The organism is uncultured Aureimonas sp., assembly GCF_913775355.1.
Lineage (GTDB): Bacteria > Pseudomonadota > Alphaproteobacteria > Rhizobiales > Rhizobiaceae > Aureimonas.
This window is the reverse complement of sequence record NZ_CAJYIU010000319.1, coordinates 1-21,253: the sequence shown is the minus strand read 5'-3', so window position 1 is coordinate 21,253 and position 21,253 is coordinate 1. Positions and strand designations below refer to the sequence as shown.

The 21,253-nt window shown below is 67.4% G+C and carries 24 protein-coding genes; 10 read left to right on the top strand and 14 right to left on the bottom strand.

Annotated features, from left to right (window positions below):
• Window positions 1–158: 158 nt before the first annotated feature.
• The 5 genes from sseA to QZ753_RS19515 all read right to left on the bottom strand — a co-directional run bounded on the left by sseA (window position 159) and on the right by QZ753_RS19515 (window position 5,748).
• On the bottom strand, window positions 159–1,019 hold the full coding sequence (sseA, locus tag QZ753_RS19535; RefSeq protein WP_294646218.1) for a 3-mercaptopyruvate sulfurtransferase: 861 nt from the start codon (window positions 1,017–1,019) through the stop codon (window positions 159–161).
• A gap of 25 nt (window positions 1,020–1,044) precedes the next feature.
• Window positions 1,045–1,779: an alanyl-tRNA editing protein gene (locus QZ753_RS19530; protein WP_294646217.1), complete on the bottom strand. Its 735-nt coding sequence runs from the start codon at window positions 1,777–1,779 to the stop codon at window positions 1,045–1,047.
• A 2-nt stretch (window positions 1,780–1,781) separates the two neighbouring features.
• The gene (locus QZ753_RS19525; RefSeq protein ID WP_294646216.1) at window positions 1,782–2,819 is read right to left on the bottom strand and encodes a cysteine synthase A; all 1,038 of its coding nucleotides are present in this window, start codon (window positions 2,817–2,819) and stop codon (window positions 1,782–1,784) included.
• A gap of 490 nt (window positions 2,820–3,309) precedes the next feature.
• Window positions 3,310–4,443: a DegT/DnrJ/EryC1/StrS aminotransferase family protein gene (locus tag QZ753_RS19520; RefSeq protein WP_294646215.1), complete on the bottom strand. Its 1,134-nt coding sequence runs from the start codon at window positions 4,441–4,443 to the stop codon at window positions 3,310–3,312.
• 183 nt (window positions 4,444–4,626) lie between these two features.
• Entirely contained in the window at window positions 4,627–5,748 is a 1,122-nt protein-coding gene (locus QZ753_RS19515; RefSeq protein WP_294646214.1) for a glycosyltransferase family 4 protein, read from the bottom strand.
• Between the two features lie 115 nt (window positions 5,749–5,863).
• Here QZ753_RS19515 and QZ753_RS19510 point away from each other — a divergent pair, with 115 nt between their 5' ends.
• From QZ753_RS19510 to QZ753_RS19485, 6 genes are all read left to right on the top strand, one after another.
• Window positions 5,864–6,343: a TspO/MBR family protein gene (locus tag QZ753_RS19510; protein ID WP_294646213.1), complete on the top strand. Its 480-nt coding sequence runs from the start codon at window positions 5,864–5,866 to the stop codon at window positions 6,341–6,343.
• Between the two features lie 99 nt (window positions 6,344–6,442).
• Window positions 6,443–7,195: an SDR family NAD(P)-dependent oxidoreductase gene (locus QZ753_RS19505; protein WP_294646212.1), complete on the top strand. Its 753-nt coding sequence runs from the start codon at window positions 6,443–6,445 to the stop codon at window positions 7,193–7,195.
• A gap of 150 nt (window positions 7,196–7,345) precedes the next feature.
• On the top strand, window positions 7,346–8,116 hold the full coding sequence (minC, locus tag QZ753_RS19500) for a septum site-determining protein MinC (protein WP_294646219.1): 771 nt from the start codon (window positions 7,346–7,348) through the stop codon (window positions 8,114–8,116).
• 59 nt (window positions 8,117–8,175) lie between these two features.
• Window positions 8,176–8,991: a septum site-determining protein MinD gene (minD, locus tag QZ753_RS19495; protein ID WP_055887570.1), complete on the top strand. Its 816-nt coding sequence runs from the start codon at window positions 8,176–8,178 to the stop codon at window positions 8,989–8,991.
• Window positions 8,988–9,257: a cell division topological specificity factor MinE gene (gene minE, locus QZ753_RS19490; protein ID WP_294646211.1), complete on the top strand. Its 270-nt coding sequence runs from the start codon at window positions 8,988–8,990 to the stop codon at window positions 9,255–9,257. Before minD ends, minE begins: the two co-directional genes overlap by 4 nt.
• 58 nt (window positions 9,258–9,315) lie before the next feature.
• Window positions 9,316–9,480: a hypothetical protein gene (locus QZ753_RS19485; protein ID WP_294646210.1), complete on the top strand. Its 165-nt coding sequence runs from the start codon at window positions 9,316–9,318 to the stop codon at window positions 9,478–9,480.
• 60 nt (window positions 9,481–9,540) lie between these two features.
• Here the strand turns inward: QZ753_RS19485 and QZ753_RS19480 are convergent, their stop codons facing one another.
• Window positions 9,541–10,452, bottom strand: a complete 912-nt coding sequence (locus QZ753_RS19480; RefSeq protein ID WP_294646209.1) for an ABC transporter substrate-binding protein — start codon at window positions 10,450–10,452, stop codon at window positions 9,541–9,543.
• Between the two features lie 210 nt (window positions 10,453–10,662).
• Between QZ753_RS19480 and QZ753_RS19475 the strand changes: the two genes are divergently transcribed.
• Together QZ753_RS19475 and QZ753_RS19470 are read left to right on the top strand one after the other, a co-directional pair.
• Window positions 10,663–10,836 (top strand): hypothetical protein, encoded by a 174-nt coding sequence (locus QZ753_RS19475; RefSeq protein ID WP_294646208.1) that lies wholly within the window; start codon window positions 10,663–10,665, stop codon window positions 10,834–10,836.
• A gap of 74 nt (window positions 10,837–10,910) precedes the next feature.
• Window positions 10,911–11,255, top strand: coding sequence for a RidA family protein (locus QZ753_RS19470; protein ID WP_055887563.1), 345 nt, complete (start codon window positions 10,911–10,913; stop codon window positions 11,253–11,255).
• Window positions 11,256–11,298: 43 nt separating this feature from the next.
• Here the strand turns inward: QZ753_RS19470 and QZ753_RS19465 are convergent, their stop codons facing one another.
• The 3 genes from QZ753_RS19465 to QZ753_RS19455 all read right to left on the bottom strand — a co-directional run bounded on the left by QZ753_RS19465 (window position 11,299) and on the right by QZ753_RS19455 (window position 14,473).
• Window positions 11,299–12,156: a sugar phosphate isomerase/epimerase gene (locus tag QZ753_RS19465; protein ID WP_294646207.1), complete on the bottom strand. Its 858-nt coding sequence runs from the start codon at window positions 12,154–12,156 to the stop codon at window positions 11,299–11,301.
• Window positions 12,157–12,253: 97 nt separating this feature from the next.
• Window positions 12,254–13,783, bottom strand: a complete 1,530-nt coding sequence (locus QZ753_RS19460) for an undecaprenyl-phosphate glucose phosphotransferase (RefSeq protein ID WP_294646206.1) — start codon at window positions 13,781–13,783, stop codon at window positions 12,254–12,256.
• 129 nt (window positions 13,784–13,912) lie between these two features.
• Window positions 13,913–14,473 carry a polysaccharide biosynthesis/export family protein gene (locus QZ753_RS19455; RefSeq protein ID WP_294646205.1) on the bottom strand — a complete coding sequence of 187 codons (561 nt, stop codon included), beginning with the start codon at window positions 14,471–14,473 and terminating at the stop codon, window positions 13,913–13,915.
• A gap of 186 nt (window positions 14,474–14,659) precedes the next feature.
• On the opposite strand from QZ753_RS19455, the gene QZ753_RS19450 reads away from it, so the two are divergent.
• Window positions 14,660–16,654 (top strand): hypothetical protein, encoded by a 1,995-nt coding sequence (locus QZ753_RS19450; RefSeq protein ID WP_294646204.1) that lies wholly within the window; start codon window positions 14,660–14,662, stop codon window positions 16,652–16,654.
• 16 nt (window positions 16,655–16,670) lie between these two features.
• Here QZ753_RS19450 and QZ753_RS19445 read toward each other — a convergent pair whose 3' ends face one another.
• Window positions 16,671–16,880, bottom strand: coding sequence for a DUF2842 domain-containing protein (locus QZ753_RS19445; RefSeq protein ID WP_294646203.1), 210 nt, complete (start codon window positions 16,878–16,880; stop codon window positions 16,671–16,673).
• A gap of 216 nt (window positions 16,881–17,096) precedes the next feature.
• Here QZ753_RS19445 and QZ753_RS19440 point away from each other — a divergent pair, with 216 nt between their 5' ends.
• Window positions 17,097–18,173 carry a COX15/CtaA family protein gene (locus tag QZ753_RS19440; protein ID WP_294646202.1) on the top strand — a complete coding sequence of 359 codons (1,077 nt, stop codon included), beginning with the start codon at window positions 17,097–17,099 and terminating at the stop codon, window positions 18,171–18,173.
• A 7-nt stretch (window positions 18,174–18,180) separates the two neighbouring features.
• Here QZ753_RS19440 and argC read toward each other — a convergent pair whose 3' ends face one another.
• The 4 genes from argC to rplM form a co-directional block, all read right to left on the bottom strand.
• A complete protein-coding gene (gene argC, locus QZ753_RS19435; protein WP_294646201.1) occupies window positions 18,181–19,104 on the bottom strand; it encodes an N-acetyl-gamma-glutamyl-phosphate reductase in 924 nt (307 codons plus the stop codon).
• A 41-nt stretch (window positions 19,105–19,145) separates the two neighbouring features.
• Window positions 19,146–20,108: an agmatinase gene (gene speB / locus QZ753_RS19430; RefSeq protein WP_294646200.1), complete on the bottom strand. Its 963-nt coding sequence runs from the start codon at window positions 20,106–20,108 to the stop codon at window positions 19,146–19,148.
• Window positions 20,109–20,223: 115 nt separating this feature from the next.
• On the bottom strand, window positions 20,224–20,700 hold the full coding sequence (gene rpsI, locus QZ753_RS19425; protein ID WP_055887538.1) for a 30S ribosomal protein S9: 477 nt from the start codon (window positions 20,698–20,700) through the stop codon (window positions 20,224–20,226).
• A complete protein-coding gene (rplM, locus tag QZ753_RS19420; protein WP_294646199.1) occupies window positions 20,700–21,164 on the bottom strand; it encodes a 50S ribosomal protein L13 in 465 nt (154 codons plus the stop codon). Before rplM ends, rpsI begins: the two co-directional genes overlap by 1 nt.
• Window positions 21,165–21,253 lie beyond the last annotated feature (89 nt).

Sequence of the window (21,253 nt, the reverse complement as noted above, 5' to 3'; positions counted from 1 at the left end):
CCGCCGCATAGAGGAAGCGGTAGTAGGCCAGCGGGATCTGGCGAACCTTCAGGACCTCGTAGGCCCGGCCGTTGCGCGGCGCAGGCGTCGGGTGCTCGGGAGGCTGGTGCATCACGAGCTGAGTGACAGTGGTCCTCAGAATGCGCATGTAGGTTGGTTCAAGTCCTTGGGCTGGCTGGTCCGCCTTCCACAGGCGTGTCGGGGCGCGAGCCCCATTCGGTCCAGGAGCCGTCATAGAGCTTCACGTCGCTCTTGTGGAGCGAGGCGAGCGCGAAATTGATCGTCGCGGCCGTTACGCCCGATCCGCACGAGGTCACGATCGGCGCATCGACGTCGACCCCGGCCTCGGCGAACAGGCGCGCGAGTTCCTCCGGCGACTTCAGGCGGCCGTCCGCGGACAGGTCGGAGGCGGGCAGGGACCGCGCACCCGGCATGTGCCCACCCCGGACCCCGGCGCGCGGCTCGGGCGCCTCGGCGCTGAAACGGGCGGCAGGACGGGCATCGGCGATCTGGCGCGATCCCCCATCGACGATCGATCGCATCTCGTCCAGCGAGGCGACCGCCGACGAATCGAACGACGCGCGGAACGTCGCCGGCTCGATCTCGGGCTCGCCGGTTTCGACCGGTCGGCTCGCCGCGATCCAGGCGGGATAGCCGCCGTCGAGGATCCGCACGTCCTTCGCACCGAAGGTTCGGAACATCCACCAGACGCGCGGTGCGCTGAAAAGTCCGAGACCGTCGTAGACGACGATCGTATCGGTCTCCCGGATGCCGAGCGACCCTGCGGCCCTGGCGAAAGCGTCCGCCGAGGGAAGCGTGTGCGGGAGAGCGGAGCCGGGGTCCACTACGGCGTCCTGGTCGAAGAAGACGGCCCCGGGAATGTGGCCGGCAAGATATTCGGGATGCCCGAAACGCTTCTGCGCCGGCAGGTACCAGGACGCGTCGACGATCGAGATGCCGGGATGGCCGATCTCGCCCGCCAGCTGGTCGGCGGAGATCAGGAAGGGGTTGGCGGTCATGGCGAAGCCTTCGAAACCGGGAGTGTCAGGCAGCGGGCTGGCCGAAGCGCAGGCGGAAGCGGCGGTTGGTGCGCCCCTTCTTCTCGATCTTGGCGACGTGGATCTCGCCGATCTCCTGCGTCTCGCCGACATGGGTGCCGCCGCAGGGCTGCGAGTCGACCGATCCGTCCTCGCCGATGGCGACGACGCGGACGCGCCCCGTTCCACGTGGCGGGCGGACGTTCGCCGACTTTACAAGCCCCGGATTGGCGTCCAGCTCCTCGTCGGTGATCCAGCGGGTGAACACCTTGTGATTGTCGGCGACAAGCCTTGCGAGCGCCTTCGTGACCTCGTCCTTGTCGGTGTCGGCTTCCGGCATGTCGAAGTCGAGCCGCCCTTCGTCCTCGCCGACCGCCGCGCCGGTGACCGGGAAGGGGCAGACGACGGTCAGGAGATGCAGTGCGGTGTGCATGCGCATCACCTTGTAACGACGCGCCCAGTCGACATGGAGGATCACCGTGTCCCCGACGGCCGGGATATCGCCCTCGCCGAGGTGCAGCACGATCTGCGAACGGTCCTCGCCGTAGCGCGTATCGACGACCGGGACCTGTCGCCCGTCGGTCCATTCGATCGAACCGGTATCGCCGGGCTGGCCGCCGCCGGCCGGATAGAAGTTGCAACGATCGACGACGATGCCGCGCTCGCCCTCGCGCGCGACGACGCTTGCCTCGAGCGTCGAGAGATAGGCGTCGTCGAGATAGGCGGTCTCGGTGCGGGCCATGATCAGACCGCCTCGTAGGGAACGGAGATGGCGGGCTTGCGCTCCAGCCATGCCGGCACCGGCAGGTTCTTCTCGCGCAGGAAGTCCGGGTTGAAGAGCTTGGACTGGTAGCGGTTGCCGTAGTCGCAAAGGATCGTCACGATCGTATGGCCCGGACCCATCTCGCGCGCCATGCGGATCGCGCCGGCGATGTTCACGCCCGACGATCCGCCGAGGCAGAGGCCCTCGTCGCCGATCAGGTCGAAGACGATCGGCAGCGCCTCTTCGTCGGGGATCTGGTAGGCGAAATCCGGCGTGAAGCCTTCAAGGTTCGCCGTGATGCGGCCCTGGCCGATGCCCTCGGTGATCGAACTGCCCTCCGAGGCGAAGGTGCCGGTCGTGTAGTAGCTGTGAAGCGCCGCGCCCATCGGGTCTGCGATCCCGATCTTGATATGGCCGGACCGACGCTTCAAGCCCATCGCCGTGCCCGCCAGGGTGCCGCCGGTCCCGACCGCGCAGATGAAGCCGTCGACCTGCCCATCGGTCTGGTGCCAGATTTCCTCGGCCGTCGTCACCACATGCCCGTCGCGGTTAGCGGTGTTGTCGAACTGGTTGGCCCAGATCGCGCCGCCGGGAACGCTCGAAGCCAGCTGTTCCGCAAGGCGTCCCGACAGCTTCACGTAGTTGTTCGGGTTCTTGTAGGGGACGGCCGGAACCTCGATCAGCTCGGCGCCCCAGAGGCGCAACGCGTCCTTCTTCTCCTGGCTCTGGGTTTCCGGGATGACGATCACCGTCTTGTAGCCGAGCGCGTCGGCCACCATCGCCAGCCCGATCCCCGTGTTGCCGGCAGTCCCCTCGACGATCGTTCCGCCCGGCTGCAGCAGGCCCTTCGCTTCCGCGTCGCGGATGATGAAGAGCGCTGCGCGGTCCTTCACCGACTGGCCCGGATTCATGAACTCGGCCTTGCCGTAGATCTCGCAGCCGGTCAGCTCCGATGCCTTGGCGAGGCGGATCAACGGCGTGTTGCCGATGGCGTCGATGACGGAGTTGTATCGGGGCATGGTGTCCTGGCGGCGGGATTCGTTTGTCAGGACGGTAAGGTGCGGCACCGGGCGAGACAAGGAAGGGCTTGCTGCGGGAAAGCCATCCCGCGCAAACCGATTTTCGATCCCGGCCGGTCGTGCCTCGAATGCCTTGGGCTCGAAATTCGAGGACCGTCGGTCAGGCGTCGATGAGATCGAGCGCAGGACCGATGCGGTGGGCCGGTGCATCGAGCCGCTCGGGTTCGTTTCACTCGCCCATTCCGCCATGCCGCAGACGGCGGATGGCCTCGCGCGATTGCGCCGCCAAGACCCGGCTGCGGACCATCCTATCGACGGCGAACGCGCTGACCGGGCCAAGCACCGCCAGCACTTCGACGGGCGTGGCGACGCTCGTCACAACCCCTCGCGCGAATTCGAACCACAACGGTCGTATCACGCGAAGAGATCGTCATAAGGCACTGAAAGTCGGCGACAATCAGTCTGATTTTAGACTGGCGTCGGCTGGCGCTCAGGCGAGCGCCTCGCGGGCGGCGGAGATGATCCGATCCTGCGTCGCCTCGTCGAGATAGGCGTGCATCGGCAGGCTGACGACCTCGGTGCACAGCTGATCCGTCACCGGCAGGCCGTTTCCGCCGACCGGCCAGTGCTTGTAGGCGGTCTGCCGGTGAAGCGGCTTTCCGTAATAGATCACGCTGGGTACGCCCGCTTCCTTCAATGACGACATGAAGGCGTCGCGACGCCCGCCCGGCACGCGGATCGTATATTGCGCCCAGGTCGAGACGATGTTCGGCGCGATGGTCTGCGGCGCGACGGTGCCTGCAAGCTCTGCGGAATAGCGTGCCGCGATGCGCATGCGCGCCTCGATCTCTTCGGGGAACAGCGCGAGCTTTTCGATCAGCACCGCAGCCTGGAACGTGTCGAGCCGACCGGTGAGCCCGAGGCGCACGTTGTCGTACTTGTCGCTGCCGCTGCCATGGACGCGGATCGAGCGCAGGACGTCGGCGAGTTCCGCGTCGTCCGTCTGGATCGCGCCCCCGTCGCCGTAGCAGCCGAGCGGCTTGGCCGGATAGAAGCTCGTCGCGACGACGTCGGCCCAGGCGCCGGCCATTCGTCCGTCCAGCGTCGAGCCGAACCCTTGCGCGGCATCCGAGATCAGCTTGAGACCGAACTCGTCGGCCACGACGCGGATCGCCGGGTAGTCGGCGATCTGGCCGAACAGGTCGACCGCGATGATGGCGCGGGGCGTGAGATCGCCCTTGGCGACCGTTTCCTCGATCGTGCGCCGAAGGTGCGCCGGGTCCATGTTGAACGTGTCCGGCAGGACCTCGACGAAGACCGGCGATGCGCCGGCAAGGCCCACCACTTCGGCGGTCGCCGCAAAGGTGAAGCTCGGCACGAAGACCGCATCGCCGGGGCCGATGTTCCAGGCCATCAGCGGCATCAGGAGCGCATCGGTGCCAGAGGCACAGGAGATGGTGTGCACCATCCCGCCGAAGTCGGAGAGTTGCGTTTCCAGCTCCATGACGTCCGGGCCCATGATGAAGGAGCCCTGGTCCATGATGCGCGAGAAGCGGGTCTCGATCCGGTCGCGGATGCGGTCGCGCTGCGTGGCAAGGTCGATGAAGGAGATGGGCTGGCTCATGGGTGTCCTGCGGTTCGCGCTCGCGGCGTCGCATCGGGAAGAGTGCCGAGCGGCCCGTCGCGGTGGGGGAAAGACGTGGATTGCAGGGCTACCCGTTCGCGCGGGCAAATCAAGCGCCTTGCGGAATGGAGGCATCACGTTTGGCGCATTCGGCAGGCGCGCCGTGATGGAAACGGCGGGATGTCAACGCAGGAGATCGCGGTAGAGCGCCTGCATTCTGGCGCTCACATCCGCCTCGGTGAAGCCGTCGCGGACGCGCGCAGCCCCCGCCGCGCCCATGCGCTCGGCAAGGGCGCGGTCCTTCGCGAGCCGTCCGATGGCGGCCGCCAGCGCGTCGACGTCATCGACCGACACGACGAAGCCGTCGATCCCGTCGCGCACGAAACTGCGGCAGCCGGGAACGTCGGTCGTCAGGGCCGCCCGTCCGCAGGCGGCGGATTCGAGAAGCGTACGCGGCAGGCCCTCGCCGCCGCGCGACGGCAGGCAGGCGACATGATGCGCCTGCCAGACCGCGGCCGGCGACGTCGTGGGGCCGTGCCAGGTGATGCCGGGCCGGCGCGACCAGTCCCGCAGCGTTTTCGGCGGGATGGCCTTCGGGTTCGACGGGTCCGGTGCCCCGTAGAGCGAGAGCGCGACGTCCGCGCCCGCCTCGCGTGCGCGGGCGACGGCTTCCACGGCGACGTCGACGCCCTTCGACCACAGCATGCGCGAGACGATCGCGATGCGAAGCTCGGCACCTTCGGGCAGTGGGGTTGCCGGATAGGCTGCGGGGTCGATGCCGGCCCCGCCGAGGATCGTCACGTCAGCCGCGGCCGGGTCGAGGCCGAGAAGCTTCGGGTCGTCTTCGTTCTCGAACACGAACCGGGTGCGCTTCGAAGTGAGGGCGCCGCGGATGATGCGGCGGAGCGTCCAGCGCGCGGCGCGGCCGGCGCGGTCGGTCTTGGCACCGAGGAAGCCGAGCCCTGTCAGCGCGAACACGCGGCGCGAGATGCCGGCAAGACCGCAGGCGGCGCCGCCGACGAGGATGGGCTTCAGGGAGATGCAGTGCGCAATGTCCGGCTTCTCCTCGCGCAGGATGCGGGCAAGACGGGCGACCGTCGCGCCCGCTGCCAGCGGGTTGAGGCTGCGCCGCTCCGCTTCGAGCGGGCGCACCCGCGCGCCGGTCGCCTCGATCGCCGCTGCATGCGAGCGCACCCTCGCGATCACCACGACCTCGAGCCCCATCGCGACCGCCGCCCGCGCCATCGGCAGGAAGTGCGATGCGAAGAACCAGTCCTCGGTGACGATAAATGCAAGCTTGGCCAAGGGGCGTCCGGGACAGTGGGCATTTTGCGCAACCGGTTAGCGGCCGCCGGGGTGAATGGAAAGACCCGAGGAGGGACGCTACCTTGCCCGCATCGGCAAAAAAGGCATGTCCCATATGACGCTCGCAGATGGTCTCGTTCTCCTCGGCTTCGTGGCGCTGTCCGGGTTGGTCGCCACGAGCGGCATCCTCTTCAAGCCGGGTCCCTGGTACGCCGGGCTGCGCAAACCAGAGTGGACGCCGCCCAACCGCGCGTTCCCGATCGTCTGGTCGATCCTCTATCTTCTGATCGCTGTGTCGGGTTGGCTCGTCTGGCGGGCGGCAGGATGGCCCGCCGGGGCCTTCACGCTGTTCGGCATCCAGATGGCTCTGAACTTCACGTGGTCGTGGCTCTTCTTCGGATTGCGCAGGCCGCTCTGGGCCTTGGCCGACATCGGCCTTCTCGCGGTGGCCGTGGCCGCGACGGCCCTCGCGTTCGCGCCCTATAGCGGCACCGCGGCGCTGCTTCTCCTGCCGTACCTCGCCTGGGTCTGCGTCGCCTTCGGCCTCAATTACTCCGTCTGGCGCCTCAACCGCGATCGCGGCGTGTTCGCCTGAACGGAAACTTGTCTGCGTATTTCCGCCGTGCACCTTGACCCCGATCCTGCGCCCGGCGCAAAGCCGCAGCGACACGAGCGTTCCGCCGGGAGAGAGACCATGACATTCGCCATCTATCCGAGCCTCAAGGGGCGTACGGCCTTCATCACGGGCGGCGCGTCCGGCATCGGTGCCGACATGGTGCGCGCCTTCGCCGAACAGGGCACGCGCGTCGGCTTCGTCGATATCGATGCCGAGCGCGGCTCGGCGCTGGCGGCGGAACTTGGGCCCGACGTCGCCTTCGAGCCGTGCGACCTGCGCGACATCGCGGCGCTCAAAGCAGCCTTCGGGCGGCTGAAGGAGCGGGTCGGCGCCGCCAACATCCTCGTCAACAATGCCGCGCGCGACGACCGGCACGGCTGGGAGACGGTGACGCCGGAGTATTACGACGAGCGCATCGCGGCCAACCTGCGCCATGCCTTCTTCGCAACGCAGACCGTGGCGCCGGACATGATCGCGGCCAAGGGCGGCTCCATCATCAACTTCGGCTCGAACTCCTGGATGCAGGCGAGCGGCGGCATGCCGGTCTATACGACCGCCAAGTCGGGCGTTCACGGCATGACGCGCTCCTTCGCGCGCGACCTTGGCCCGCACGGAATCCGCGTCAACACGGTCGTGCCGGGCTGGATCATGACCGAGCGCCAGAAGCAGCTCTGGGTCACCGAGGAGAGCCTCAACGCCCAGCTCGAGCGCCAGTGCCTGCCGGTGCCGGTGGAGCCGGTCTACGTCGCCCGCATGGTGCTGTTCCTCGCCTCCGACGACGCCGCGATGTGCACGGCCAACAACTTCATGGTGGAGGGTGGCGCGCTCTGATCGCGCTTCTTCCGTAGTCTGCCGCGACGGCCGCCCTCGAGGCGGCCGTTTTCGTTTGCGCGCCGACGCAAGGCTGGCGCGTGCTGCAGGAGTTAACCCTCGGTTAAGCCTGAGGCGCTTAGATCGGCTGGCAACGAAACGTTAATGAAGATGACCGAAGCCTTACCCACACGCAAAGCGGTCCGCCTTCGCGGCCGGTCCTTCCTGGCCCTGGTGCTGTCGCCCGAGCTTCCCTTCGGCGAATGGCTGACCCAGCTGGACGACCTCGCGCGCCGCTCGACCGGCTTCTTCCTCGGCCGGCCGATCGTGCTGGACGTGGCGGGTCTACCGATCACGCGCGAGCAGCTCACCGACCTTCTGGCCGAGCTCACCAAGCGCAACGTGCGGGTGATGGGCATCGAGGGCGCGCTGCCCTCCATTCTTTCGCCCGGCATGCCGCCAGAGATGAAGGGCGGCCGCAATGCCGCCGATATCGAGGCGCCGGAAACGCCGGAAGGCGGCGCGGCGGCCAAGGAAGCAAAGCCGACGCTTGCGGGAGTCGACGCGCCGAAGACGCCCGAACCGGTGCGCGCGACGCATGTCGCGACGACGCCGTCTCTCCTGATCGACGAGCCGGTCCGCTCCGGCCAGTCGATCATCTTCCCCGAAGGCGACGTGACCGTGCTCGGCTCCGTCTCCTCGGGCGCCGAAGTGATCGCCGGCGGCTCGATTCACGTCTACGGCGCGCTGCGCGGCCGGGCGCTGGCGGGTTCGGCCGGAAACGCCAATGCGCGCATCTTCTGCCGCAAGCTGGAAGCGGAACTCATCGCGATCGACGGTCTCTACAAGACCGCCGAGGACATCGACCCCAAGATGCGTGGTCAGGCGGTTCACGTCTGGCTCGACGATACCGTGCTGAGGACGGTCGCCCTCGCGAACTGATCGCCATGACGGCGACGGCAGGACGACCGGATAGACAACCATGAAGAGGACGGGCCCCAATGGCTGAAGTGATGGTGGTGACATCGGGCAAGGGAGGCGTCGGAAAGACGACCTCGACAGCCGCGCTCGGCGCCGCGCTGGCACAGAACGGCCAGAAGGTGGTGGTCGTCGATTTTGACGTCGGCCTGCGCAATCTCGACCTCGTCATGGGCGCCGAGCGCCGCGTGGTTTACGACCTGATCAACGTGGTCCAGGGTGACGCGAACCTCAACCAGGCGCTGATCCGCGACAAGCGCGTCGACACGCTCTGCCTGCTGCCCGCCTCGCAGACACGCGACAAGGACAACCTCACGCAGGACGGCGTCGATCGCGTGATGGATCAGCTTCGGTCGATGTTCGACTGGGTGATCTGCGACAGCCCGGCCGGCATCGAGCGCGGCGCGACGCTGGCGATGCGCCACGCGAACGTCGCCGTGGTCGTCACCAACCCGGAAGTCTCGTCGGTGCGCGATTCGGATCGCATCATCGGCCTCCTCGACTCCAAGACGCTGCGCGCTGAGAGCGGCGGCCGCATCGACAAGCATCTGCTTCTGACCCGCTACGACACGGCCCGCGCCGAGCGCGGCGACATGCTGAAGGTCGACGACGTCCTCGAGATCCTGTCGATCCCGCTTCTCGGCATCGTGCCGGAGAGCCCGGAAGTCCTGCGCGCCTCGAACCTCGGCACCCCGGTCACGCTGTCGGATGCGGCGAGCGCCCCGGCCCGCGCCTACATGGATGCGGCCAAGCGCCTGATGGGCCAGACCATCCCGATGAACGTCCCCTCCGACAAGAAGGGTCTCTTCGGCAAGTTCTTCAACCGGAGGGCCGCATGAGCCTGTTCGGTTTCTTCCAGAAGCGATCGACCACGACGGCGCCCGCCGCGCGTGAGCGGTTGCAGGTCCTCCTGGCGCACGAACGCGCCGAGATCGGCCAGAACGACCTCGTCGCCGTGCTGCGCGAGGAGATCCTTGCGGTGATCGCCAAGCACATGCCGGTCAACCGCGACAAGGTGAAGGTGAAGATGGACCGGGGCGAGCAGATTTCGACCCTCGAAGTCGACATCGAGCTGCCGCAGCTGGCGACAGCCGCCGCGCACTGATCGACCGGCGGCATCATGCCGCCGGCTGAACTCCGCCATCGCGAAAAAGGAGATAGCGATGAACCGAGCCGAACTCCTCGTCCGCCTGCAGCGCGTGCAGCAGCTGCCGCAGATGCAGGGACGCAATATCCGCAGCATCGCCGCCGTGCTCTCGACCGAAGCGTTGCTCAAGCACGTCGAGGTCTGCGAAGCACAGGCCGAGAAGGCAGCGGTCCGCCAATAACGAAAAGGGCCCGGCAGCGATGCCGGGCCCTGTCTCATTCAGCGCAATGCCTTCGCGAGATTACTTCATCAGGTTCTTCGAGCGGAGATAGGCTTCGGCCACGGCCTTCGCCGGTTCACCACCCACCTGAACCCGTCCGTTCAGCTCCTGCAGTGTCACGAGGTCGAGACCCTCGAACACCGGCTTCAGGAGATCGGCGATCTGCGGATTGGCCTTCAGCACATCCTCACGCACGATCGGCGCCGGCTGATAGACCGGCTGGACGCCCTTGTCGTCCTCCAGCACCACGAGCCCGGACGGGGCGATGCCGCCGTCGGTGCCGTAGACCATCGCGACGTTGACGCCGTTGGTGGCTTGCGCAGCCGCGGCGATCGTCGCCGCCGTGTCGCCGCCGGACAGGGTGAGCAGCTGATCCGGCTTCAGCTGGAAGCCGTATGCGGTCTGGAACGAGGGCAGCGCCGACGCCGAATTGACGAACTCGGCCGACGCCGCGAGCTTGGCCGCACCGCCGCCCGACACCCATTTGCCGAAGTCCGATAGCGTGACGAGCTTGTTCTCGTCCGCCACGTCCTTGCGCGCCGCCATGCCCCAGGTGTTGTTGGCGGGCGAGGGCGTCAGCCAGACGATCTTGTTGGCGTCGTAGTCGAGCTTCTTTGCTTCATCGTAGGCCTTCGCCGCGTCCTTCCAGAGCGCGTCGTCCGCCTTGTTGAAGAAGAACGCCGCGTTGCCGGTGTATTCGGGATAGATGTCGATCTCGCCGGCCGTGATCGCGTTTCGCACTACCGGCGTTCCACCGAGCTGGATCCGGTCCGTCGTCTCGATGCCGGCGTTCTGCAGCACCAGAAGGATCATGTTGCCGAGGACGCCGCCTTCGGTGTCGATCTTCGAGGACACGACGACCGGCGCGGCGAGTGCCGTCTGCGACAGGAGAACCGCCGCCGTCAGGGCGAGCGCAAAAGATTTCAAACGCATGATCGAACCATTCCCCTCGCGCCTCGCGCCGGGATCGGCTGCGCGCCGTCGGATTCTGTCGCCGAAGCGGGCGTTCTCAAGGGGCAAGGGCCGAGGAAGTTCCCTCGCGGCGACAGGGTGCGCCGCTTTGCCGCCTCAAAATCTTAACAGACTCGGAACCGAACCCTGATCCGCGGATTCCGCGAACTGGACGAAGGAAGGGTGGGACACATGAGCACGACCGATATCATCGAGGCCTACGAGGCCGGTCTGATCACGCGCAACGAGGCGATCGAGCAGGGGCTCGTCGACGATCTGAACCAGCTTTACAAGCGCGACGCCCAGCCCGCCGGATGGTCGCCGCGCGACCGTACGGCCTCCGGGCGGGTCCACGTGGGTCGCTGAAGACCCGGCACCTGTCCAAGCCGTCCGGCGCGCCGTATGAAGCTCTCGCAGAACCGAACGATTCGGAGAGTTTCATGAGCATTCGTCGCATCGAGCCCGGCCGTCGCATGAGCGCCGCCGTGGTCCACGGCAACACCGTCTACCTCGCTGGTCAGGTCGGCAATCCCGGCGAGGACGTCTCCAAGCAGACCGAGACCGTGCTCGCCGAAATCGACCGCCTGCTGGCCGAGGCCGGCTCGGACAAGTCGAAGATCCTGCAGGCAACCATCTGGCTCGCCGACATGAAGGATTTCGGCGCGATGAACGCCGTCTGGGACGCATGGGTCGACCCGTCGAACCCGCCGGCGCGCGCGACGGGCGAGTCGGCTCTGGCGACGCCCGAGTACCGCGTCGAGATCATCGTCGTCGCGGCGATCTGATCCTGCAAGGCGGAGGCTCCGAGCCTCCGCCTTGCTTCTGTCTTTACGAGATCAGGCCGTACTGGCGCGCCTTGTTGCGCAGGAACGGCAGGCCTTCGCCCAGCACGATCTCGCGCGCGGGCGCCACCGGCCGCCAGACGGAAAGCGCTGCGGCAAGCGCCGGCGGAACGGTGATGAAGCTTTCCATCGCCATGCCGCCCTTGAACCCGATCGCCGCGAGGGCCCCGAAGACCTCGTCCCAGGCGACGGTGTCGGCGCCTGGCGTGCCGCGGTCGCTGGCCGACAGGTGGATATATTTCAGATGCTCGCGCGCGGTCAGGATGCCGTTTGCGATGCCCTTCTCCTCGATGTTCATGTGATAGGTGTCGAGGTGGACGAAGAGGTTGGGTGCGCCCACCCGTTCCACCATGTCGACGGCCTGCCGCGCGGTGTTGAGGATGTGGTTCTCGTAGCGGTTCACGGCCTCGAGTCCGTAGAGCATGCCGAGATCGTTGGCGTAGTTTGCCGCCTTCTCGACGACGCGCGCGGTCGCGTCGATCTCGTCCTGCGTCGGCGGAAAGCCCGTGCGCTGCCCGATGCCGCCGTAGACGACACCGCTCAGCGCCTTGGCGCCGATCGCCTTCGACTGGTCGAGCGCGATCTTCAGGTACTCCAAGGCGCCCTCGGGATTGTTGGTCGGCAGGCGGTCGAGCGGCATGCCGAGCGAGCAGACGCAGTCCACCTCGTGCCGCTCAAGCAGCGCGCGCGTGTGCGCGGCATCGATGACGCGCGGGTCGGGAATGGTGATCTCGAGGAAGTCGATCCCGTACTTCACCGCTTCCGGGATCGCGAACTCCGCTGCCGCGTGGTCCCATTCCATCGACCACATGGCCGTGTGGACGCCAAAACCCTGTACGCTCATCGATCAATCCTCCTCGTCGACGTTCGCTTCGTATCGCACGGACGAGGAGGCGGAAGAACGCGTGAATTGGCCGGCACCTGCGCTTTTTTGGCCGCCGTCAGTAGGCGCCCTTGGGATTGAGCAGGCTGTAGGGGGTAGCGAAGAGGATGTAGAGGTCGAGGAGCAGCGACCAGTTCTCGATGTAGAAGAGATCGTGCTCGAAGCGCTTCTGCAGCTTCACGTCGTCGTCGATCTCGCCGCGCCAGCCTTTCAGCTGCGCATAGCCGGTGATGCCGGGCTTCACCTTGTGGCGACCGAAATAGCCGTCGACGATTTCCGTGAAGGTGACCTGCGTGCTGGACTGCGCGTGCACGGCGTGCGGGCGCGGACCGACCAGCGACAGGTTGCCGATCAGGACGTTGAAGAGCTGCGGTAGTTCGTCGATCGAGGAGCGGCGGATGAAGCGGCCGACGCGGGTCACGCGCGGATCGCCCTTGGTCACCAGCTTGCGCGCCGTCGGGTCGGCCATGTCGTGGCGAAGCGACCGGAACTTCCAGACGAGGATTTCCTCGTTGTTGAAGCCGTGCCGCTTCTGGCGGAAGAAGACGGGGCCGGGCGTGTCGAGCTTGATGGCGACGGCCGTCGCGATCATGATCGGTGCGACCGCGATCAGCGCCGCGACGCCGAAGACGAGGTCGAAGCCGCGCTTCGCAACCTGGTTCCAGTCTGCGATCGGGCGATCCATCACGTCCAGCATCGGCACGTCGCCCATGTAGGAGTAGGAGCGCGAGCGGAAGCGCAGGTTCTGCGACAGCGCCGAGATGCGGATGTCGAGCGGCAGGACCCAGAGCGACTTCAGAATGGTCAGGATGCGCTTCTCGGCCGACAGCGGCAGGGTGACGACCAGCATGTCGATCTTGGCGATGCGGGCGAACTCGGTGAGTTCGGCCACGGTGCCGAGCTTCGGATAGCCGGCGACGAGCGGCGGCGAACGGTCGCCGTCGCGGTCGTCGAAGATGCCGCAGATGCGGATGTCGCTGTCGGGGACGGCGTCGAGCTGCCGAATGAACTGCTCGGCCGCGCCGCCGCCGCCAACGAGGACCACGCGGCGCTCGAGGCGGCCCGTGCGGCTCCATAGGCGGATGCGGTGCGCGAGGATGCGCCGCGCCAGCGTCAGGGCGCCCATCGACACGGCGGCATAGGTGAGAAGGCAGGCGCCGAGCGACGCGTCGAGGCTGCCGGCCCAGGCCGCGCAGGGCAGGGTGGCCACGATGCCTGCGAGAAGCGCCAGCGCCACGCGCGCCGGCTGCCGCCGCTGCGAACGGAGCTGCGAGGGTTCGTAGCCGTGCAGAAGCGCAAGCGTCGCGATGGCGAGACCCACCAGCGGCAGGACGAGAAGGCCGTCGGCAAGGCGCCCGTAGGACGCGAGGACGCCGAGCGCGATCGCGCCGAGGGCCGCGAACTCGCCAAGCCCGAAGAGGCCGGAAAGAAGCCGGGGCGACAGGACGTTCTTGTTGAACTGCTCGGCGATGCGCCGCGCATGCGGGTTGAGGACGCTGGCCTCGACCAGACGCGGCGGCTGGTCGGGCTGGAATGTCCGTATCGCTTCGCGCGCGAAAAGAGCCTGTTCGCTCCGCTTCAAAGCCATGGTCGAGGGTCCCCGTCGTATGGCGCGATCCTGGATCGTGCTCGACTGGCACCCTGTCATCGATAGGCTAATGAAGGATCACGACGACTTTTATCATTCGAATGAGTTCGCGGATTCTTGGCTGGCTGACTAGAACAGCCGCTCGCGGATGGTCACGGTGTCGCCGGGCAGCACCGGATCGGACAGGACGACGCGCCCGGTGATGACCTTCCCGTTGACCTGACGCGTGATGTCGACGTTCCGCTTTTCGGCACGCGGCGAGAAGCCGCCCGCGATCGCGACAGCGTTTTGCACCGTCATGCCGGGAACGTAGGAATACTGCCCGCCCGTCGCGACTTCGCCCATGACGAAGAACGGGCGATACTGCTCGACCTGGACCGAGACGTCGGGATCGCGCAGGAAGCCGTTGCGCAGCGCGGCGGTGATCGCAAGGCGCACCTCGTCCGGCGTCTTGCCGCGGGCCGGCACCGAGCCGATGAGCGGCAACGAGAGGTAGCCGGCCTTGTCGACGGCATAGATCGCGCTGAGGCTGTCCTGCTCGAAGACGGTGACGCGCAGCCGGTCGCCGGCATCCAGGCGATATTCCTGGTTCAGGGCGGCGTGAAAGGCTTCCGGCGGCGGCGGTGTCGTCACGCAACCGCCGAGCAGACTGGCTGTCAGCGCCACGAGGGCTGCGCGGGCGACTCGCATGATGGTCTCCGAGAGCGGGAGCAGGCCGTTGAGGCCGATGCCTCGTTTCGGGCTTAAACCTATGAGCAACGTGGTTAATTAACCGTAAAATCGATGTCGCATTGCTAGGAAAGCCGTCAACCTTATCCTGTGGACGCAGGGGAAGGTCGGCCAAAGGGAGTCGCTCTGGACCGGAAGGGAAGCCGAATGGCTGATACGTACGAGCGGAACGGAGAGGAGCGGGGCGTCGCCCATACCCTCTGGGCGAACCGCAACCGTATCCTGGCTTCCACCGCGGCACTTGGCTTTGCGGCCTTTGCGGCGGGCTCGCTCGTTCCGCCGATCCAGCGCGCTGCCGTCCGCGTGTCCGCACCCGCCGAGAGCACCGCGCGCTGGGACGATGCCGCTCTCCGGCGTCTTGTGACGGAAATCCCGCAGTCACCCGCGGCGCGGCGACCGACGATCGTGGCCGCCTGGGTCGATCTCATCGATCAGACAGCGAACCGACGGCCGGATGCGGGGGCGCAACGTCGGGCGGACGGAACGCTCGAGGTCTGGGCCGAAGACCGCAGCGCCAACGTCGCCCGGAGCCAAGCGCAGGCGCTCGCCGACCGGATCGTCGATGGCCTCGAGCCCTTCCTCACCAACGCCTCGACGCCCCTTTCGGAACCGCCTCCGGTTGCAACCGCGCCCGAGCCACCTCGACCGGTCGAGCCGGAGCCGCGCAATGCGCCGCTCGAAGCGCTGGATGCATCCGTCGCGTCGGCCCGCACGGCGCTCGCCGATGCGCAGGCGAGGTTGGCGAAGCAGCCGCCGGTCGACGCACGAAGTGCGAGCCGTCCACCGCCAGGCGGTGGTCGTACGGCTTCGAACCTTCGCCGCGAACTCGACGCGATGGAGCGCTTTGCGCGTGCCCTGCCATCGGCGTCGCCAGCCGATGCTCCTGCGAGCCTTCGTGAGAGCGACGAATGGGTGAAGTGGCGTAACGCCAAGGCCCGTCGCGATGCTGCGGCCGCGACCGTCGCCGAGTTGTCGCGCACGCTTCTCGACGGGCATCCGCGAATGACGACGGTGCGCCTGCGCCTTGCCGATCTCGACGCCGAGCTGGACGGGGCGCGCGATCGCCTTGCGAGCGCGGTCGAGCGCCGGGCGCGCGCGCTGCGCAGCGATGCGGTGCGTGCGGAAGAGGTCGCGGCGCGTGATGCAGCTGCTGCAACCGCAAGGGAGCGGACCGTAGTGGCTCGTGCCGACGCCGAGGCGGAGGTCGCAGCGGCGCGACGGACGCTCGACGCCCTTCTGGCGGCGCGCGAGGCGTCGGTCCGATCCACGCCGGTACCGGCGCCTGAAACCGTCATGCCACCGGAGCCCGTCGCTCCGGTCGAACCCACCGCCCCCCCTGAACCTGCGCAGCCCACCGTGACACGCTCGGTCACGATGACCGAAGTTCGTCCGAACATTTGGCCGATCGTGGCGGGGTCGGCGGCATTCGGTTTCATCGCGTCGTCGCTTCTTGCGGTCTTCGCATCGCCCCGCAGCCTGTTCGCGCCGGCCGCGCCTCTGCCTTTCGGCCGCGCGCGTCCCCGATCCGCCTCGCCTCCGCGATCCGTCCCCGTCGACGCACATCCGCCCAAATCGTACCCGGACGTCACGCCTGCGGATGAACTGATCGGCGGTATTCTGGCGAGCGAGATCAGTCGCGTCGTGATCGTTCCGATCGGTCGCGACGAGAGGCCGGTGGCGGTCGAGATCGTCCGCCGCCTTTCGCTGCGCGGATCGCAGGTCGCGCTCGTCGATCTCAGCGAGCGGCAGCTGGCGGCCCGTGCCATGGGGCTGGAGGCGGATGCGCTCGGGGTCTCGGACATGATTGCGGGCGAGGCGACGTTCGCCGAGATCGCGCGCCGGGACGTCGCCACGCAGGCCGAAGTCTTCGGCGGCGGTCAGGCCGTGATCGGCGAGGCGGCCTTCCTCGCGATGGAGCGCCGCAACGTGCTGGAGTTCATCGAGCGCAACTTCGAGGTCGTTCTGGTCGTCTGCGGCGAACTCGCCTTGGAGACGGTCAAGGCTCTGCTTACGCCGGATGCGGCGCTGGTGGTCACGGTGGACGGCGAGGACGAGCCGGCGGTCTCGGCTGGAACCCGGCGCCTGCGTGCGGCGGGCCTTGCCGACATGATCCTCGCCAACGCTCGTCAGCTCGCGGCATAGCGGCCGAGACGGCGCGTCAGGCCTTCGGCTCGCGCTGCATCCAGCTGATCACGAACATCGCCGGCACGATCCAGAACAGGCCGGTGACGAGGAAGTAGACGAGATGCACCCAGCCCGGCGCGTCGCCGAGGCGCAGCGAGGCGAAGGCGGTGGCGAAGACGGCGTAGACGACGACCAGCGCCAGCAGGACGACGACGCCGATGAGCTTCTTCAGACGGACGGGCATTCGGGTCTCGTTCGGGATGCGTTGCCGATGTCCTCGCAAGTTCCGCGCGCGGCGGCAAGCGGGTAGGACAATATGATCCTTGCCATTCCCGACGCTTCGTAACACATCACGTCGCGAGAAGCTCGGCGCCGGCACCCCGACGGGTGCGCGTCGCCGAGACGTCATCCCAGAAGGGACGGTTCCGCGCCTTGGCGCCGGGGGCCGTCAGCGAGCTCCATGACGACCCTGACCGACGCAACCTTCGTTCCGCCCCGTATCGCCGACAACCGGCGGCTGATCCGCATCTGGCTCTACGCCATCGCCGCCCTGGTGATGGCGCTGGTCGTCGTCGGCGGCGCCACGCGCCTTACGGAGTCGGGCCTCTCGATCACCGAATGGAAGCCGATCCACGGCGTCGTGCCCCCGCTGTCGGACGCGCAGTGGCAGGAGGAATTCGACCTCTATCGCCAGATTCCGCAATACCAGCAGATCAATCGCGGCATGGCGCTGTCGGAGTTCAAGGTGATCTACTGGTGGGAATGGTCTCACCGGTTCCTGGCGCGCTCGGTCGGCGTCGCCTTCGCGCTGCCGCTTCTGTTCTTCTGGGTCACCGGGCGGATCGAGCCCTGGCTGAAGCCCCGCCTCGTCGGCCTTCTGGCGCTTGGCGGCCTTCAGGGCGGCATCGGATGGTGGATGGTGGCGTCCGGTCTCGTCGAGCGCACCGACGTCAGCCAGTACCGTCTAGCCGTCCACCTCACCATGGCCTGCATCATCCTGACGGCGACACTCTGGATCGCGCGCGGCCTCGTCAACCGGCCGGCCGAGCGGGCACCGACGGACCATTCCTATCTCGTCGGCTTCCTTCTGGTCGCGATGGTGCTGGTCCAGATCTATCTCGGTGGCCTCGTCGCGGGGCTCAATGCCGGGCTCAGCTACAACACCTGGCCGCTGATGGACGGACAGGTAATCCCGTCCAATCTCCTTGCGATGACGCCCGCTTGGCGCAACTTCTTCGAGAACCCGATGACGGTCCAGTTCGTCCATCGCCTCGGAGCCTACACGCTCCTGACAGTCGCGATCCTCCATACGATCGCGGCGCGGCGCATCGCGCCGGGGTCCCATCATGCGCGCGGCGCCACGTGGCTTGCGGTGGCGGTGCTAGCTCAGGCGATGATCGGCATCACCACGCTTCTGATGCACGTGCCGATCGATGCGGCGCTGACGCATCAGGCCGGCGCACTCGTGGTGCTGGCGGGCGCGGTGTTCCACGCCCGCGGTCTCTTCGGCCGCTATCCCGTGCCGGTCACGGCCTGATCTCTCGTCAGGCCGACAGCATCAGGTCCATGTTCTGAACGGCGGCGCCCGAGGCGCCCTTGCCGAGGTTGTCGAGGACCGCGACGAGATTGGCGCGCTCGCCGTCTTTCGAGCCGAACACATGCAGCACCATACGGTCGGTGCCCGCGAGTTCCGTCGCATCGATGCGCTTCAACGCGGCGCTCTCCGCCAGCGGGGAAACGGTCACGATCTCGCTGCCGGCAAAGTGCGCCGCCAGAGCCTCGTGCAGCCGCTCGGCCGTGACCGTGCCGTCCAGCAGCAGCGGTACCTGCACGATCATCCCTTGCGGGAACTTGCCGACCGAGGGCGAGAAGAGCGGGTCACGCGGAAGTCGACCGTAGACCCGCATCTCCGGCAGGTGCTTGTGGTCGAGATCGAGCCCGTAGAGGAAATGCGGCGCGGTGATCGCATCCTCGCGCGAGGGATCCTCCATCTGCGCGATCATCTGCTTGCCGCCGCCCGTATAGCCCGACACGGCATTGACGGTGATGGTCTCGCCGTCGGGCAGGAGGCCCGCGTCGCGCAAGGGACGCGCCAGCGCGATCGCGCCGGTCGGGTAGCAGCCGGGATTGGCGACCAGCCGCGCGGAGCGGATCTTATCCGGCTGGTCGCGCGAAAGCTCCGCAAAGCCATAGGCCCACCCCTCGGCCGTCCGATGGGCGGTGGAGGTGTCAATGACGCGAGCCCGGTTGTTGCCGGAGAGAAGCGCGACGGCCTGCCGCGCGGCGTCGTCCGGCAGGCAGAGGATCGCGATGTCGGCCGAGTTCAGGAGATCCTCGCGCATCGCCTCGTTACGGCGCTCCGCCTCCGGGATCGACAGGAGTTCGACGTCGCTGCGCCCCTCCATGCGCGAGCGGATCTGAAGGCCCGTCGTGCCGTGCTCGCCGTCGATGAAAATGCGGGGCTTCATGCTGCGCTCCGTCCTTGGAGATGAAACTGCGGGCGCCGAAATCAGCGCGTCTTCTTCTCGGCGAGGAGGCCGAGGACGTACATGGCGACCGTCGCGCCGGCCACGGCCGTCATGTCGGCGTGGTCGTAGGGCGGCGAGACCTCGACGAGATCGGCGCCGACGATGTCGAGCCCTCCGAGCCGGCGCAGGACGGCCAGCATCTTGGCGCTGCTCGGCCCGCCCGCGACCGGCGTGCCGGTGCCCGGCGCGTAGGCGACGTCGAGGCAATCGATATCGAAGGTTAGATAGCAGCGGCGGCCGCCGACGCGCGCGGCGATGCGCTCGGCGATGGCGGACGAGGAAAGGTCCTCGACCTCGTAACCGTGCAGGATCTCGATGCCGCCGGTCTCCGGCGCATGGGTGCGGATGCCGACCTGGATCGAGTTCTCCGGGTCGATCAAGCGCTCGCGCAGGGCGGCCGAGACGAACGAGCCGTGATCGACGCGGGGGCGACCGTGGGTATCGGTGGCGAGCGGCCACGTATCCTGGTGCGCGTCGAAGTGGACGAGGCTGACTGGGCCGTGCTTCGCGGCATGCGCCTGCAGCAGGGGGAACGTGATCGAATGATCGCCGCCCAGCGTCAGGAGGAAGCCGGTCTTTGCCAGAAGCGCCTCGGCCTCGGTGCGCATGGCGAGATGGGCGCGCTCGGGCACCCGGTAATCCAGCAGGCAGTCGCCATAATCGACGACACCGAGCGCCTCGAAGAGATCGGCGTGGAACGGATATTGCGGATCGTTGTCGAAGATCGCGGAGGCGCGCCGGAGCGCCTGCGGGCCGAAGCGTGTGCCGGGGCGGTTGGACACCGACGCGTCGAACGGGATGCCCCAGACCGTCACGTCCGAACCCGTGACATCTTTCGTGAGCCGCCGGCGCATGAAGGACAGGGCGCCGGCATAGGTCGGATCGCTCGCCGCGCCGAGGGCCTGCGTCGCGGTGAAGGCGTGGTCGATCGATTGTCCGGCCATGAAACAGTCTCCGTCGTCGGCGCCAGAGATAGGGGAGAAGCGCGACGGCTTGAAGAACGAAAAAGGGCCCCGGTTTCCCAGGGCCCTTCGATCGGCGGTCCAGTGCGGCGAGCGCTTAGCGCTTCGAGAACTGGAACGAACGACGGGCCTTGGCGCGGCCGTACTTCTTGCGCTCGACGGTACGCGAGTCGCGCGTCAGGAAGCCGCCCTTCTTGAGCACCGAGCGCAGGCCCGGCTCATAGTAGGTGAGGGCGCGCGAGATGCCGTGACGAACCGCACCGGCCTGACCGGACAGACCGCCACCGGCGACCGTCACGACGATGTCGAACTGGCCGTCGCGCGAGGCGGCGACGATCGGCTGCTGCAGCACCATCTGGAGAACCGGACGGGCGAAGTAGTCGACGTAGTTCTTGTCGTTGACCGTGATCTTGCCGGAGCCCGGCTTGACCCAGACGCGGGCGACCGCGTCCTTGCGCTTGCCGGTCGCGTAGGCGCGGCCGTGAGCGTCGAGCTTCTGGACGCGCACCGGGGCGGACGAGGTCTCGGCGACGTTCGCGGAGCCCAGATCCTGCAGCGAATTCAGGTCGGCCATTATGCAGCCCTCGCGTTCTTGGAGTTCAGCGCCTTGACGTCGAACGCCTCGGGCGACTGGGCGGTGTGCGGGTGCTCGGCACCGGCATAGACGCGCAGGTTCTTGAGCTGGCGACGGCCGAGCGGACCGCGCGGCAGCATGCGCTCGACGGCCTTCTCGAGCACGCGCTCGGGGAAGCGACCCTCGAGGATCTCGCGCGCCTTGCGCTCCTTGATGCCGCCGGCATAGCCGGTGTGCCAGTAGTAGGTCTTGTCCTGGTACTTCTTGCCCGTGAACACGACCTTGTCGGCGTTCACGATGATGACGTTGTCGCCATCATCGACATGCGGGGTGAAGGAGGGCTTGTGCTTGCCGCGGAGGCGAAGCGCGACGAGGGAGGCGAGGCGACCGACAACGAGCCCTTCGGCGTCGATGAGGATCCACTTCTTCTCCACCGTCTCGGACTTCTGCGAGAAGGTCTTCATGGGGTTTTCCTTGGGTCGTACGATGCGCGGGGCGGGGCGAACCCGCCCGCAGCGGAAAAAGCGCAGACCGAGCCGCACTCCTTGGCGGT

Bases quoted from the DNA above. Each gene is read 5' to 3' on its own strand.
- sseA (WP_294646218.1), bottom strand. From the start codon at position 1,019: ATGACCGCCAACCCCTTCCTGATCTCCGCCGACCAGCTGGCGGGCGAG.
- QZ753_RS19530 (WP_294646217.1), bottom strand. From the start codon at position 1,779: ATGGCCCGCACCGAGACCGCCTATCTCGACGACGCCTATCTCTCGACG.
- QZ753_RS19525 (WP_294646216.1), bottom strand. From the start codon at position 2,819: ATGCCCCGATACAACTCCGTCATCGACGCCATCGGCAACACGCCGTTG.
- QZ753_RS19520 (WP_294646215.1), bottom strand. From the start codon at position 4,443: ATGAGCCAGCCCATCTCCTTCATCGACCTTGCCACGCAGCGCGACCGC.
- QZ753_RS19510 (WP_294646213.1), top strand. From the start codon at position 5,864: ATGACGCTCGCAGATGGTCTCGTTCTCCTCGGCTTCGTGGCGCTGTCC.
- QZ753_RS19505 (WP_294646212.1), top strand. From the start codon at position 6,443: ATGACATTCGCCATCTATCCGAGCCTCAAGGGGCGTACGGCCTTCATC.
- minC (WP_294646219.1), top strand. From the start codon at position 7,346: ATGACCGAAGCCTTACCCACACGCAAAGCGGTCCGCCTTCGCGGCCGG.
- minD (WP_055887570.1), top strand. From the start codon at position 8,176: ATGGCTGAAGTGATGGTGGTGACATCGGGCAAGGGAGGCGTCGGAAAG.
- minE (WP_294646211.1), top strand. From the start codon at position 8,988: ATGAGCCTGTTCGGTTTCTTCCAGAAGCGATCGACCACGACGGCGCCC.
- QZ753_RS19485 (WP_294646210.1), top strand. From the start codon at position 9,316: ATGAACCGAGCCGAACTCCTCGTCCGCCTGCAGCGCGTGCAGCAGCTG.
- QZ753_RS19480 (WP_294646209.1), bottom strand. From the start codon at position 10,452: ATGCGTTTGAAATCTTTTGCGCTCGCCCTGACGGCGGCGGTTCTCCTG.
- QZ753_RS19475 (WP_294646208.1), top strand. From the start codon at position 10,663: ATGAGCACGACCGATATCATCGAGGCCTACGAGGCCGGTCTGATCACG.
- QZ753_RS19470 (WP_055887563.1), top strand. From the start codon at position 10,911: ATGAGCATTCGTCGCATCGAGCCCGGCCGTCGCATGAGCGCCGCCGTG.
- QZ753_RS19465 (WP_294646207.1), bottom strand. From the start codon at position 12,156: ATGAGCGTACAGGGTTTTGGCGTCCACACGGCCATGTGGTCGATGGAA.
- QZ753_RS19460 (WP_294646206.1), bottom strand. From the start codon at position 13,783: ATGGCTTTGAAGCGGAGCGAACAGGCTCTTTTCGCGCGCGAAGCGATA.
- QZ753_RS19455 (WP_294646205.1), bottom strand. From the start codon at position 14,473: ATGCGAGTCGCCCGCGCAGCCCTCGTGGCGCTGACAGCCAGTCTGCTC.
- QZ753_RS19450 (WP_294646204.1), top strand. From the start codon at position 14,660: ATGGCTGATACGTACGAGCGGAACGGAGAGGAGCGGGGCGTCGCCCAT.
- QZ753_RS19445 (WP_294646203.1), bottom strand. From the start codon at position 16,880: ATGCCCGTCCGTCTGAAGAAGCTCATCGGCGTCGTCGTCCTGCTGGCG.
- QZ753_RS19440 (WP_294646202.1), top strand. From the start codon at position 17,097: ATGACGACCCTGACCGACGCAACCTTCGTTCCGCCCCGTATCGCCGAC.
- argC (WP_294646201.1), bottom strand. From the start codon at position 19,104: ATGAAGCCCCGCATTTTCATCGACGGCGAGCACGGCACGACGGGCCTT.
- speB (WP_294646200.1), bottom strand. From the start codon at position 20,108: ATGGCCGGACAATCGATCGACCACGCCTTCACCGCGACGCAGGCCCTC.
- rpsI (WP_055887538.1), bottom strand. From the start codon at position 20,700: ATGGCCGACCTGAATTCGCTGCAGGATCTGGGCTCCGCGAACGTCGCC.
- rplM (WP_294646199.1), bottom strand. From the start codon at position 21,164: ATGAAGACCTTCTCGCAGAAGTCCGAGACGGTGGAGAAGAAGTGGATC.